Origin of the sequence: Streptomyces sp. GB4-14 (genome assembly GCF_022696125.1) — a bacterium.
GTDB lineage: Bacteria > Actinomycetota > Actinomycetes > Streptomycetales > Streptomycetaceae > Streptomyces > Streptomyces werraensis.
In genome coordinates, this window is record NZ_RZHO01000002.1 from 6,443,600 (window position 1) to 6,457,284 (window position 13,685).

10 protein-coding genes are annotated in these 13,685 nt (G+C 71.7%); 7 read left to right on the forward strand and 3 right to left on the reverse strand.

Annotated features, from left to right (window positions below; genetic code table 11):
* Positions 1-12: 12 nt before the first annotated feature.
* The 3 genes from ELQ39_RS30980 to ELQ39_RS30990 all read left to right on the forward strand — a co-directional run bounded on the left by ELQ39_RS30980 (position 13) and on the right by ELQ39_RS30990 (position 3,629).
* The gene (locus tag ELQ39_RS30980) at positions 13-1,110 is read left to right on the forward strand and encodes a MerR family transcriptional regulator (RefSeq protein WP_242595692.1); all 1,098 of its coding nucleotides are present in this window, start codon (positions 13-15) and stop codon (positions 1,108-1,110) included.
* 280 nt (positions 1,111-1,390) lie between these two features.
* Complete coding sequence (locus ELQ39_RS30985) at positions 1,391-2,071, forward strand: response regulator transcription factor (protein ID WP_242595214.1); 681 nt, start codon at positions 1,391-1,393, stop codon at positions 2,069-2,071.
* Positions 2,058-3,629: a sensor histidine kinase gene (locus ELQ39_RS30990; RefSeq protein WP_242595216.1), complete on the forward strand. Its 1,572-nt coding sequence runs from the start codon at positions 2,058-2,060 to the stop codon at positions 3,627-3,629. Before ELQ39_RS30985 ends, ELQ39_RS30990 begins: the two co-directional genes overlap by 14 nt.
* Here the strand turns inward: ELQ39_RS30990 and ELQ39_RS30995 are convergent.
* Positions 3,563-4,579, reverse strand: a complete 1,017-nt coding sequence (locus ELQ39_RS30995; protein ID WP_242595218.1) for a LacI family DNA-binding transcriptional regulator — start codon at positions 4,577-4,579, stop codon at positions 3,563-3,565. The two genes, ELQ39_RS30990 and ELQ39_RS30995, sit on opposite strands and share 67 nt — an antisense overlap.
* Before the next feature lie 428 nt (positions 4,580-5,007).
* Between ELQ39_RS30995 and ELQ39_RS31000 the strand changes: the two genes are divergently transcribed.
* The 4 genes from ELQ39_RS31000 (at position 5,008) to ELQ39_RS31015 (ending at position 10,624) form a co-directional block, all read left to right on the forward strand.
* Entirely contained in the window at positions 5,008-6,318 is a 1,311-nt protein-coding gene (locus ELQ39_RS31000) for an extracellular solute-binding protein (protein ID WP_242595220.1), read from the forward strand.
* Positions 6,315-7,223 carry a carbohydrate ABC transporter permease gene (locus tag ELQ39_RS31005; protein WP_190003287.1) on the forward strand — a complete coding sequence of 303 codons (909 nt, stop codon included), beginning with the start codon at positions 6,315-6,317 and terminating at the stop codon, positions 7,221-7,223. Before ELQ39_RS31000 ends, ELQ39_RS31005 begins: the two co-directional genes overlap by 4 nt.
* Before the next feature lies 1 nt (position 7,224).
* Positions 7,225-8,121 (forward strand): carbohydrate ABC transporter permease, encoded by an 897-nt coding sequence (locus ELQ39_RS31010; RefSeq protein ID WP_242595222.1) that lies wholly within the window; start codon positions 7,225-7,227, stop codon positions 8,119-8,121.
* A 124-nt stretch (positions 8,122-8,245) separates the two neighbouring features.
* Positions 8,246-10,624 (forward strand): glycoside hydrolase family 3 N-terminal domain-containing protein, encoded by a 2,379-nt coding sequence (locus ELQ39_RS31015; protein WP_242595225.1) that lies wholly within the window; start codon positions 8,246-8,248, stop codon positions 10,622-10,624.
* Positions 10,625-10,715: 91 nt separating this feature from the next.
* On the opposite strand, the gene ELQ39_RS31020 is transcribed toward ELQ39_RS31015, so the two are convergent.
* Positions 10,716-11,903, reverse strand: a complete 1,188-nt coding sequence (locus ELQ39_RS31020; RefSeq protein ID WP_242595227.1) for a fumarylacetoacetate hydrolase family protein — start codon at positions 11,901-11,903, stop codon at positions 10,716-10,718.
* 41 nt (positions 11,904-11,944) lie between these two features.
* Positions 11,945-13,681, reverse strand: a complete 1,737-nt coding sequence (locus ELQ39_RS31025; protein WP_242595228.1) for an IlvD/Edd family dehydratase — start codon at positions 13,679-13,681, stop codon at positions 11,945-11,947.
* Positions 13,682-13,685 lie beyond the last annotated feature (4 nt).

Below are 13,685 nucleotides of genomic sequence, written 5' to 3' on the forward strand. Positions count from 1 at the left end.
GAGCACTGGACCGTGGGGCGCGTCGCCGAGTTGGCCGGGGTGAGTGTCCGTACGTTGCATCACTACGACGACATCGGTCTCGTCCGGCCGTCGGGCCGTACCGCGGCCGGGTACCGGGCGTACTCGACGGACGACGTGGAGCGGTTGCGGGAGGTACTGGCGTACCGGCGGCTGGGGTTCGGGCTGCGGGAGATCGCGGAACTGGTGGGGGATCCCGGCGCCGACGCCGTCGCCCACCTGGGCCGACTGCGTGGGCTGTTGCTGGCGCGGCGCGAGCGCGTCGACGCGATGGTCGCTGCCATCGACAGGGAGCTCGAGGCGAGGGCGAGGGGGCTGACGGTGACGCCGGAGGAGCAACTGGGATTGCTCGGGGCGCGGTTGTACGACGCGATCGGCGGCGCCTACCCCGCGACGCGGCGTACGGATCCGCGGATCGCCGCGCGGATCTGGGACGCCCTCGGTGACGCGCGGACGGTCGTGAACGTCGGGGCCGGCACCGGGTCCTACGAGCCCGCCGACCGCGAGGTGACCGCGGTGGAGCCGTCGGCGGTCATGCGGGGGCAGCGGCCGGCGTATGCGGCGGCGTGCGTGTCCGCCGACGCGGAGCACCTGCCGTTCGCGGACGGGTCCTTCGACGCCGCGATGGCCGTGTCCACCGTGCACCACTGGAGGGACCCGCTGGCGGGGCTCCGCGAGATGCGGCGCGTCGCCCGCAGCGTCGTCGTGCTGACCTTCGACACCGACGAGCCTGGATGGCAGGACCGGTTCTGGCTCACCCGCGACTACCTGCCCGAGTTCGCCGACGTGCTCCACGGCTTCCCGTCGCTCGCCGGGATGGCCGGCGCGATCGGCGCCCGTACCGAGCCGGTGCCCGTCCCGTGGGACTGCGCCGACGGGCTCTTCGAGGCGTACTGGCGCCGCCCTGAGGCGTATCTGCGCGAGCCTGTGCGCCGTGCGATGTCGGTGTGGACGAGGGTCGGGCCGGACGCCGAGCGGCGCGCGGTGCGCCACCTCGGCGACGACCTCGCCTCCGGCCGCTGGGCCGAGCGCAACGGCGGCCTCGCCGGCCTCGACTCCGCCGACCTCGGACTCCGGCTGCTCATCGCCTGACCGGGCTCGGAGCAGCCCCGCCCGATGCACGGGCAACGCGGTCTGCACGCGCTTGAGTTACGCACCCTCACCGTCGACGAGCCGTCCCGCAGCGGCGGTCGGCGGTCGCGGACGTGGAGCACGATGCGCGCCCCGTTCACGTGCGTCGTCGCACGCGCGCTGAAGTGCCGCCGCAGCGTGAGCGTCTTGGCCTGCTCCCGGGTCGCCCGTCGATCGCCCGCTGATCCGACCTGACCGGACGATCAGGAAGGTGCGCAGGTGCTGTGCGAGGCTGCAGCGCATGCGGATACTCGTGGTCGAAGACGAGGTCGACCTCGCCCACACCCTGCGCACCGGTCTGACCGCCGAGGGGTACAGAGTCGACCTCGCCCATGACGGCCGGCAGGGACTCTGGATGGCCCGGACCGGCGCATACGCCCTGGTCGTACTGGACTTGATGCTCCCCGGTCTCAACGGCTACAAGGTGTGCGCCCAGTTGCGCCGGGAGGGCAACGCGACGCCCGTCCTGGTGCTCACCGCCAAGGACGGGGACCGGGACCAGGCGGAGGCCCTGGACACGGGGGCCGACGACTACCTGGCCAAGCCGTTCTCCTACATGGTGCTCGTCGCCCGGTTGCGGGCCCTGGTCCGGCGGTCCGCGGCCACCGCGCCGCCCGTCCTCGCCGTGGGCGACCTGTCGTTGGACGTCGCGGGCCGGGTGTGCCGACGGGGCGGAGTCCGGGTGGACCTCACCCCGAGGGAGTTCGCCGTACTGGAACTGCTGGCCCGCCACGCGGGCCAGGCCGTGTCCAAGGGCGACCTGCTCTACCACGCGTGGCCCGACGAGGCCTACGACCCCAACTTGGTCGAGGTGCGCGTCAGTTCACTCCGCAGAAAGGTGGACACCGCGTTCCGGCGGCAGTCCCTGCAGACCGTACGAGGCACCGGCTATCGATTGGTGGACGACCGTGAACGCGCTTGAGAGACGCCGTCGTTGGCGGCCCCGTTCGGTACGGGCCCGCGCGGCTCTCGCCGCAGCCCTGACCGCGGCGATCGTGCTGACCGGCATCGGCTGGTGGGTGCACCAGGAGGTGTACCGGCAGAGCTTGTCGGTCGCCCATGAACAGGCTCGTAAGGATCTCTTCGCCCTCGTCGACCAGCTCAAGGAGGGCCAGGTGCCCAGCCCACGGCGCGCCGTGCCGTACGAGGTCGTCGCGACCGGCCGGCCCACCGCCGTGGCCGCAGGCGGGGGCATGGACGCCTTCGACCCCAGTGCCGGACATGTGCTGCCCGAGCCTCCCCCGCTCACCGAGCCGATCCCTGAGGGCGGCGCCGACTGGGGCTACGCGTACCGGCCCATCGGGATACCGGACCGCCCCGACCACGACCCGGACCGCAGCAGCGTTCCCGGCCTGGCCGGCCGGACGTACGAGATCCTGTACGACGACATCTGGGCCGGACAGCTGAGCCGTGAGCAGGCCGCCGCACTCGGCGTCCGCCCCGACGCCACCCTCCGAGCCTACGTGGTGGTGGTCCCGGACACCTCGGAGGACATCGCCGCCGCCATCGACGACATGCTGCTCCGAGCCGGTCTCGTCGGCCTGGTCCTCATCGGCGCCGTCGCCTACTTCACCGTCCGTATCGCACTACGCCCCGTCGAAGCCGTCCGGCGCCTCACCGCCTCGGTCACCGATCCACGCGAGCGCGTCACCGTCCCCGCGACCGCCCACGAGATCACCGCGCTCGCCGACACCATCAACACCACCCTCCAACGCCTCGACCACGCCGCCGCCCAGCAGCGCCGGTTCGTCGCCGACGCCGCCCACGAGCTGCGCAGCCCGCTCACCACGCTGCTGACCAGCCTGGAGGTCGCCCTCGCCTACCCGGAACGCGCCGACTGGCCCGCCACGGCGACCACCGCCGCCCGGCAGACCCGCCGTCTTCAGGCGCTCGCCGAGGATCTGCTCCTCCTCGCCCGCCTCGACACCGGCGCCCCCACGGCCGATCCCGAGACCGTCGACCTGAGTGCCCTCGCGTCCCAGATGGCCGAACAGCACCTCCTCTCCGCGCGCAAGCTGGAACTCACCTGCGACAGCCCCGGCCCCGCCCCTGTCCGCGGCAACCGTGACCAGCTCGAACGCCTGCTGCGCAACCTCCTCGACAACGCCGCCCGCCATGCCGCGCACCGTGTCCAGGTGACCGTCCGGAGCGAGGACGGGCGGGCCGTCGTCACCGTGCACGACGACGGGCCGGGTGTGCCCGCCGAGGACGCCGAGCGGATCTTCGAGCGCTTCGTCCGGCTCGACGACGCCCGCTCCCGGGACCAAGGAGGCACCGGCCTCGGGCTCGCCATCGCCCGTGACCTCGCCGAGCGCCACGGAGGCACTCTCACCCTCGTCCCGCGCACCCTCGGCGCCTGCTTCGAACTACGGCTGCCGCACTCCCCGGCGCCGGACGACGTGGCCGGAGGGGATCACCGCTCCTCGGGAGGCGGCGACGTGGACGCCCGCACGACCAGTTCCGTGGCCAGCTCGATGTGATGCGACTCCGCCTTCTCACCGTTCGCCAGCCGCAGGGCGGTCCGCAGCGCGGCAGCCCCCATCTCCCGCAGGGGCTGGCGCACGGTGGTGAGAGGCGGCGAGGCCATCTGGGCGAGACCGGTGTCGTCGAAGCCGACCACGCTCAGGTCCTCGGGGACGCGCAGGCCCCGGGCGCGGGCGGTCTCGACCACGCCGAGGGCGATCTCGTCGTTGCCCGCGAAGACAGCCGTGGGCGGCTCGTCCAGGTCCAGCAGCGCCGCGGCGCCGGTCAGGCCCGTCTCGTACGTGAACTCCCCGGGCCGGACGTACCCGTCCGGCACCGGGGCGCCCTCGGCCTCCATGGCGGCGCGGTAGCCGTGCAAGCGGGCCTGGTTGCAGACGGCCATGGCGGGTCCGCCGAGGTAGGCGATGCGGCGGTGGCCCAGGGACAGCAGGTGCCGAGTGGCGGACAGGCCGCCGGCGAAGTTGGTCGCGCCCACGCTGTGCACCCGGCTGTCCGGCAGGTGCAGGGGGTCCAGCACCACCAACGGCAGCCCCGACCGCGCCAGTTCGCTCAGGTGCGCGGCGGTGTAGACGCTGGTGACCGCGATGACGGCGCGGCGGCCGGCCGACACCAGGTCCCGCGCCCAGTGCGGGGCGCTGGACGCCTTGCTCACCACCACCGAAGCCCCCGACTCGGCGGCCGCGTCCACGATGCCCTCCAGCGTCTCCGCGACGTAGGGCTTGAGGCTGCCCTTGAACTGCACCTCGATCGTCGGGCTCTCGACGGCCTCGGTGTGCCGGAACACCGGCGCCAGGTAGTCGTGCCGGTGCAGCAGTTCCTGCACCCGGACGCGGGTGTGCGGCGCCACGTCGCCACGGCCGTTGACCACCTTGGACACGGTGGCGACGGAGACCCCGGCCGCTCGGGCGATGTCCGCCAAGGTGGTGCGCCGGGCGTTCGGTCGCATCGGTTCCTCTCAGCAGTAGGGCCGTCGGGGTGGCGCCCCGCCGGTCCGGCCGGTCACGCGGACTGATCCGCTCAACCGTACCGGTGAACGCCGTCCCGCCGCCGGGATCGTCCGGCGAGCAGGGCCGCGCCGGACCCGACGGCCCGGCACGGAACGCACCGACAGTGTGACAGCCCGCAGCCGTTGCGTCATCACCGCCTTTCACCGGCTCTTTTCGAAACGGTTTCGGGACTTGGCCGGGACGGCGTCGGACCGCTCAAAGTCCTTGTCCCACACAGAACATGCCCCCATCACAAGGCTGATGCACGCATATTGACACCGCATCAGCGCGAAACCTAGCTTGCTCGAACAGAGCTAGACGAAGTGATTTTCGAAAACCTTTCCACAACTCACGAGAAGCCCGACGGCTCTCGAGTGCGGAGAAAATCATGGCGCTCTCCCGACGTACCCTTCTCGGCCTCGCGGCCGCCGTGCCCGTCTCCGCGGCGCTCGCCGCCTGCGGCGGCTCCTCCGGCCCCGGCAAGGGCGGTGCCGCCACCTACTGGTACCTGAACGGACAGCCGCAGGAAGGCGTCAGGGCCGGCGTCGTCGATGCCTTCAACAAGGCTCATCCGGACACGCAGATCGAGGACACGACCTACCAGAACGACGCCTACAAGACGAAGATCAAGACAGCCATCGGCGCCGGTCAGGCCCCCACCGTCATCTGGGGCTGGGGCGGCGGCACCCTGCGCGCCTACGCGGAGGCCGGGCAGGTCGAGGACCTCACCCCGTGGTTCGACGAGAACCCTGACGTCAAGAAGGGGCTGTTCCCGTCCTCGTTCGGCGCGGCGACCGTCGACGGCAAGATCTACGCGATGCCGTGCGAGACGGTGCAGCCGATCATCCTCTACTACAACAAGCGGGTGTTCGACCGGGTCAAGGCGGATCCGCCCGAGACCTGGGACGACATCATGGCCCTGGTCCCGAAGTTCAACGCGAAGGGCATCGCCCCCTTCGCGCTCGGCGGGCAGTCCCGGTGGACCAACATGATGTGGCTGGAGTTCCTGTTCGACCGCATCGGCGGGCCCGAGGTGTTCCAGGCTGCCATCGAGGGCGAGAGGAACGCCTGGTCGCACCCCGACGCCATCAAGGCGCTCACCGCGCTCCAGGACCTGGTGAAGGCCGACGGGTTCGTGAAGGGATTCTCCTCCATCACCGCGGACTCCAACGCCGACCAGGCCCTGCTGTACACCGACCGCGCCGCCATGATGCTGCACGGCGCCTGGTCGTACGGCATCCAGAAGGCCGACGGCGGCGACTTCGTGTCCAGCGACTCGCTCGGCTTCATGACCTTCCCGGCCGTCGAGGGCGGCAAGGGCGACCTGAGCAACACCGTCGGCAACCCCGCGCAGTACCTGTCCGTCTCCGCCAAGGCGAGCGCCGAGCAGAAGAGGACCGCCAAGGACTTCTTCGCCACCGGCATCCTCCAGGAGGAGGAGGTGAAACAGTGGATCGGCAACGGGTCGGTGCCGATCCGGCTGGGCACGGAGAAACTGCTGGCCGCCTCCGACAACGCCGAGTTCCTGCAGTTCACCTACGACATCGCCAGCAAGGCCAAGGTGTTCGTGCAGTCCTGGGACCAGGCGCTCAGCCCGACCGCCGCGGAGACGCTGCTCGACAACATCGTCAAGCTGTTCCAACTGTCCATAACACCCCAGCAGTTCGCCTCCAACCTCAACGCGGTCACCGCCGCATGAGCACGCTCACCGGCGAGCGGAGCGGCCGTCGCCCGCAGCGCAGCATCCTGCCCTGGCTGGCGACGCCCGCACTGCTGCTCTTCACCGGCTTCGCCGTCGTACCGCTCGTAGGCGTCTTCGCGCTGAGCTTCACCACCTGGGACGGCATCGGCTCCATCCGTCTGACCGGGCTGACCAGCTGGCGTGCGGTGCTCACCGATCCCGGGCTGCCGCACGCCCTCTGGGTGACGTTCCTGGTGATGGCCGTGTCCTGGGCCGTGCAGACACCGCTCAGCATCCTGCTCGGCACGTTCCTCGCGGGACGCCAACGGTACCGGGCGGTGCTGGGCGTCGTGTACTTCATCCCGCTGATGCTCAGCTCCGCCGCCATCGCCATCGCCTACGAGGCGCTGCTCGACCCGAACTTCGGGCTCGGCGCCGGACTGGGGATCGAAGCGCTCAGCCAGGACTGGCTTGGGCGGCCCGGCCTCGCGTTCGGCGTCGTCATCTTCGTCGTCTCCTGGCAGTTCGTTCCGTTCCACTCCCTGATCTATCAGGGCGGTGTCCAGCAGATCCCGAAGTCCCTCTACGAAGCAGCCCAGCTGGACGGGGCCGGACGGGTCAGGCAGTTCTTCAGCATCACGCTGCCCCAGCTGAAGTACACCGTCATCACCTCGTCCACCCTGATGGTCGTCGGGTCGCTGACCTTCTTCGACCTCATCTTCGTCCTGACCGAGGGCGGCCCCGGCGACGCCACCCGCGTCCTCGCACTGGACATGTACAAGCGGGGGTTCCAGGCCAGCCTGATGGGACCCGCCAGCGCCATCGCGGTCATCCTCGTCCTCGTCGGTCTCGCCCTCGCCCTGCTGCTGCGCCGCCTCGGAGGCCGGGACGCCGCAGCGAGCCAGCTCGAGGGGGCCTCCTGACGTGACGACCACGCTCACCAAGACCCGACGGCCCCGGAAGACCACCCGCCCCCAGGGCCCGCACCGCTCCCGCCCGGAGGCCCGCCGGCGCAACTGGCCCGGCGGACTGGCCGGCTGGCTCTGGCTGGCCGTCGTCGCCGTACCCCTCTACTGGACCCTCATCACCAGCCTCAAGGACCGCAGCCGCTACTACGCGAGCAACCCGCTGGTGCCGTCGGCCGATCCGACCCTGGACAACTACCGGATGGTCGTCGAGTCCGACTTCCTTCAGTACTTCGTGAACAGCGTCGTCGTGACCGCGGGAGCGGTGATACCGGCGGTCCTCGTCTCCTTCATGGCGGCGTACGCCATCGTCCGCGGCTGGCGCATGCGCGTGCTGCGCGCCATGAACGGGCTGTTCCTCATGGGACTGGCCATCCCCCTGCAGGCGACGGTCATCCCGGTCTACCTCATCATCATCAAGCTGCACCTCTACGACAGCCTGCCCGCCCTGATCCTCCCGTCCATCGCCTTCGCCATCCCGCTGTCCGTGCTGGTCCTCGCCAACTTCATCCGCGACGTGCCGAAGGAACTCTTCGACTCGATGCGCGTGGACGGCGCCACCGAGTGGACGACGCTGTGGCGGCTCGCGGCGCCGCTCACCCGGCCCGCCATCCTCACGGTGTCCATCTTCAACGCCCTGACCATCTGGAACGGCTTCCTGCTGCCCCTGGTCCTCACCCAGAGCCCCGACCGCAGAACCCTGCCGCTGGCCCTGTGGACCTTCCAGGGCCAGTACGGGGTCAATGTCCCGGCCGTGCTGGCCGCCGTCGTCCTCACCACCCTGCCCGTCCTGGTGCTGTACGCCTTCGGCCGCCGCCAGCTCCTCAGCGGCCTGACCGCGGGGTTCAGCCGCTGACCTGACGTGATCCGGCCTGACCGACACCGGCTTCGGCGAGACCCTGCGCCCCGCCCCGACTCCCACTCGACCACCGGTACGCCCGCCCGCCCCCGGTACGGGGCCGGGCGGGCGGAGGAGGAAAGTGAACGCCGACGTGGCCGCGGAGAACCCCTCCGCCCTCTCCCTCTGGAACGACCCGACCGTCCCCGTCGACGCACGCGTCGACGCGCTGATCGCCGCCATGACCCTCGAGGAGAAGACCGCCCAGCTGTTCGGGGTGTGGGTGGGCGCCTCCGCCGACGGCGGCGAGGTCGCCCCGCACCAGCACGACATGGAGGAGGCCGTCGACCTCGAAGCGCTCCTGCCCACCGGACTGGGCCAGCTGACCCGCCCCTTCGGCACCATCCCGGTCGACCCCGCCCTGGGCGCGCTGTCCCTGGCCCGCACCCAGGCACGTGTCGCCGCCTCCAACCGCTTCGGCATCCCCGCCCTCGCGCACGACGAGTGCCTGGCCGGCTTCGCCGCCTGGGGCGCCACCACCTATCCCGTCCCGCTGTCCTGGGGCGCCGCGTTCGACCCCGGCCTGGTACGGCGCATGGCTGCCGCCATCGGCCGCGACATGCGGTCCGTCGGTGTCCACCAGGGACTCGCGCCCGTCCTGGACGTGGTGCGCGACGCCCGCTGGGGCCGCGTCGAGGAGACCATCGGCGAGGACCCGTACCTCGTCGGCACCATCGGCACCGCCTACGTCCAGGGCCTGGAGTCCGCCGGGATCGTCGCCACCCTCAAGCACTTCGCCGGGTACTCGGCCTCCCGCGCCGGACGCAATCTCGCGCCCGCCTCGATGGGGCCGCGGGAGCGCGCCGACGTGGTGCTGCCACCGTTCGAGATGGCGATCCGCGAGGGCGGCGCCCGGTCGGTGATGAACGCCTACACCGACACCGACGGCGTGCCCTCGGCAGCCGACGAGGACCTCCTCACCGGCCTGCTGAGGGGCGCCTGGGGCTTCGACGGCACGGTCGTCGCCGACTACTTCGCCGTCGCCTTCCTGAAGATCCTGCACGGTGTCGCGGCCGACTGGGCGGACGCCGCCGGCACCGCGCTCCGCGCCGGCATCGACGTCGAACTGCCCAACGTCAAGACGTACGGCGTCCCGCTCACCGAGGCCGTCGCCGACGGCCGTGTCCCCGGGGAACTGGTCGACCGCGCCCTGCGCCGGGTCCTCACCCAGAAGATCGCACTCGGCCTGCTCGACCCGGACTGGGACCCCCTGCCGGCGGCCCTAGCCGGCACGGACCCTGACGACCCGGAGGCCCTGCGCGGCCGCGTCGATCTGGACAGCCCCGGAAACCGCGCCCTGGCGCGCACGCTCGCCGAGGAAGCGGTGGTGCTGCTCGGCAACGACGGGACCCTGCCGCTCGACCGGCCCCGCCGCATCGCCCTGATCGGTCCCAACGCCGACGAACCCACCGCCGTGCTGGGCTGCTACTCCTTCCCCCAGCACATCGGCGTCCGCCACCCCGGAACACCGCTGGGCATCGGCCTGCCCACCCTGCGCGAAACCCTCGCCGCGGAGTTCCCTGACGCCGACATCACGTACGTCCGCGGCACCGGCGTGGACGACGGCGACCTCTCCGGCCTGGAGGAGGCGGTACGGGCGGCCCGCGAGGCCGACGTCACCCTCGTGGCGCTCGGCGACCGGGCCGGCCTCTTCGGGCGCGGCACCAGCGGCGAGGGCTGCGACGCCGAGACACTGGACCTGCCCGGCGCGCAGCAGCAGCTCCTCGACGCGCTGCTCGACGCGGGGACGCCCGTGGTGACCGTGCTGCTGGCCGGACGGCCGTACGCGCTCGGCCGCGCGGTGACGGAGTCGGCGGCGATCGTCCAGTCGTTCTTCCCGGGCGAGGAAGGGACGCACGCGATCGCCGGGGTGCTGAGCGGCCGGGTCAACCCCTCCGGACGCCTCCCGGTCGGCGTGCCCCGCGCACCGGGCTCCCAGCCGGGCAGCTACCTCGGAGCGCCGCTGGCTCACGCCAACGAGGCGTCCAGCGTGGACCCGACCCCCGCGTTCCCCTTCGGTCACGGTCTGTCCTACACACGGTTCGACTGGAACGACCTGACGGCGGACGCCCGCGAAGCGCCGACGGACGGCGAGTTCACGCTCGCCTTCACGGTCCGTAACACGGGCGACCGCTCGGGCACGGAGGTCGTCCAGCTGTATCTGCACGACCCGGTCGCCTCCGTAGTCCAGCCGGTGCAACGCCTCATCGGCTACACCCGGGTCACCCTGGACGCGGGGGAGACGCGACGGCTGACGGTCACGGTCCCGGCGGACCTCGCGTCGTTCACGGGCCGCGACGGCAGGCGCGTGATCGAACCGGGCGTGCTGGAACTGAGGCTGGCGGCCTCCAGCGCCGACCTCCGCCTGACGGCCCGGGTTGTACTGACCGGCGCGGAACGCCACGTCGACCACACACGACGCCTGCACGCCACGTTCGTGCAGAAGCCGGCCACCACCTGAACCGCGGGGTGCGCGGCACACGTCAGGGGCCGCGCACCCCGTGTGACGGTCCCGGGGCTGATCGACGACTTCCCGTGACATGTCCCGTCGCCTACAGCAGCCCTCGCCGTGCAAGGCTCCGCATCAGTGCCCCCACTCCGAACCTCCACGGCGGTGCCTCCTCGCTGGGCACCACCGTGTTGACCAGTGCGCCGAGCCGCGGGCTGGAGATGCGCACGATGTCGCCGTACTCGTGGGTGAAGCCCTCACCCGGGGCCTTCCGGTCCTCCGTCGGGGCGAACAGGGTGCCCGTGAACAGGGCGAAGCCGTCCGGGTACTGGTGGTGGGCGCCGTACGTCGCGGACACCAGGTCCAGTACGTCGCGGCTGATCTCGCGCAGCGAACTGCTGCCCCTCAGCACGTAGCCGTCCGGTCCCTCGATGCGCAGGCCGATGTCGAGGTCGCGTACCGCGTCGATGCCGAAGCCGTCGTCGAGCAGGCGGACGAACGGGCCGATCGCGCAGGACGCGTTGTTGTCCTTGGCGCGGGACAGGAGGAGGGCGCTCCGGCCCTCGACGTCGCGGAGGTTGACGTCGTTGCCGAGGGTCGCGCCCCGTACCCGGCCGTGTGAGTCCACGACGAGGACCGCTTCCGGTTCGGGGTTGTTCCACACGGAGGCGCGGAGCACGCCGATGTCCGCGCCCGTACCGACGGCCGACAGTACCGGCGCCTTGGTGAACACCTCCGGGTCCGGTCCGATGCCGACCTCCAGGTACTGCGACCACAGCCCCTCGGCGACCAGCAGGTCCTTGACCTTCGCCGCCTCCGGCGAGCCGGGCCTGATGTCGTCGAGCCTGCCGCCCACCAACCGCACCACACGCTCCCGAACCCGCGCCGCCTGCGCCGGGTCACCACCCGTGCGTTCCTCGATGACGCGTTCCAGCAGGCTCCGCGCGAAGGTGACTCCCGCCGCCTTGATGACCTGGAGGTCCACGGGGGCCAGCAGGTGCGGCACGTCAGATCGGCCGGGCCGGGCGGCCAGGAGGTCGTCCAGGCGCCAACGTCGTCCGCCGTCCGCCTCCCGTACCGCCTCCGCCGCGTCATCGCGTTCCAGCAGGGCGGAGACGGTGGGCGCGACGGGTGTCAGATCGACGACCTGATCGCCCCGCACGGCCGCCACGCACGGTCCGCCCGCCTCCGGGTCGTGGACGCGCGCGACGAGGGCGGCCCGGCCGGCGTCCTCCGGCAGGACGGAGCCGGCGGTGAGGACCGGACGGGGGCGCGCTGCTGCCGATTCCACGGTCGATGCTCTCCTCACGACAGAAGGGGCCCGGGTGTCAGTCAGTGGGAGTCCCGGGGGACCTCGTGGCCGCGTCCGCCGCGCAGGAATCCGAAGTCGGCGCCCCGGTCGGCCTGTTCGACGTGCTGGGTGTAGAGCCAGGTGTAGCCGCTCGTGTACCGCTCGGCGGGCGGTGTCCACTCCTGCCTGCGCCGGGCGAGCTCGGCGTCGTCCACGTCCAGGCGCAGGGTGCGGCCGGGGACGTCGAGGACGACGGGGTCCCCGTCGCGCACCAGGGCGAGGGGTCCGCCGACGGCGGCCTCCGGCGTCACGTGAAGGACGACCGTGCCGTACCCGGTACCGCTCATCCGGCCGTCGCAGACGCGCACCATGTCGGTGACTCCGGCCTTCAGCAGCTTCGCGGGCAGCGGCACGTTGGAGACCTCGGGCATGCCCGGGTAGCCCTTGGGGCCGGCGTTGCGGATGACGATGACGGTGTTCTCGTCGACATCCAGACCGGGGTCGTCGGCGACCGCGTGGTACGCCTCGGGGGAGTCGAAGACGCGAGCCGGTCCCCGGTGGGTGAGCAGGTGCGGCGATGCGGCGGACTGCTTGATGACCGCTCCGTCCGGGCACAGGTTGCCGCGCAGGACGGCGATGCCCGTGCCGGCCGGCTGGAAGGGCGCGTCGAGCGGGGTGATGACGTCGGAGTCGACGCGTTCGGCCCGCGCGGTGTTCTCGGCGACGGTGCGTCCGGTGACCGTGACCGGACCGCCGTGCAGCAGCCCGCCGCCGAGCAGTTCGGCCATCACGGCGGGCAGCCCGCCCGCGTAACAGAAGTCCTCCATCAGGTACGTGCCGCTCGGCATCAGGTTCACCAGCGTCGGCACCTCGCGGACCAGCCGGTCGAAGTCGTCCAGGCCGAGCTCGACGCCCACGCGTCCGGCGAGCGCCGTGAGATGGATGACGGCGTTGGTGGAACCGCCGATGGCCGCGTTGACCCGGATCGCGTTCTCGAACGCCTCCCGCGTGAGGATCCTCGAGGGCCGCAGCTCCTCCTCCACCATGTCGACGATGCGCCGCCCCGCCGCCTGCGCGGTCTCCATCCGCCGCGAGTCGACCGCCGGCCAGGCCGCCGAGCCCGGCAGCTGCATGCCGAGCGCCTCGGCCACGCACGCCATCGTCGAGGCCGTGCCCATCGTCATGCAGTGACCGTTCGAGCGCGCCATGCACCCCTCGGCGAAGAAGCACTCCTCCTCGGTCATCCGCCCGGTCTTCAGGTCCTCCTCGAACTTCCACACATGGGTGCCCGAACCCACGTCCTGGCCGCGGTACTTGCCGTTGAGCATCGGCCCGCCGGTCACCATCACCGCGGGCAGGTCGACGCTCGCGGCGCCCATCAGCATGGCGGGGGTGGTCTTGTCGCAGCCGGACAGCAGCACCACCCCGTCGAGCGGGTTGGCGCGGATCAGTTCCTCGACCTCCATCGCCATGAGGTTGCGGTACAGCATGGCCGTCGGGCGCATCAGCGTCTCGCCGGTCGCCATGGTGGGGAACTGCAGGGGCAGGCCGCCCGCCTGCCACACCCCGCGCTTCACGGCCTCCGCGACACGCGTCAAGTGCGCGTTGCACGGCGCGAGTTCGGACGCGCTGGTCGCGATGCCGATGACCGGACGTCCGTCGAACACCTCGTGCCCGAAGCCCTGGTTGCGCATCCACGAGCGGTACAGCATCCCGCTGCGTCCTCGCGCGCCGAACCAGGCCTGACTGCGGCGGTTCGAGTTCCGACGGTCGGTCATGTGC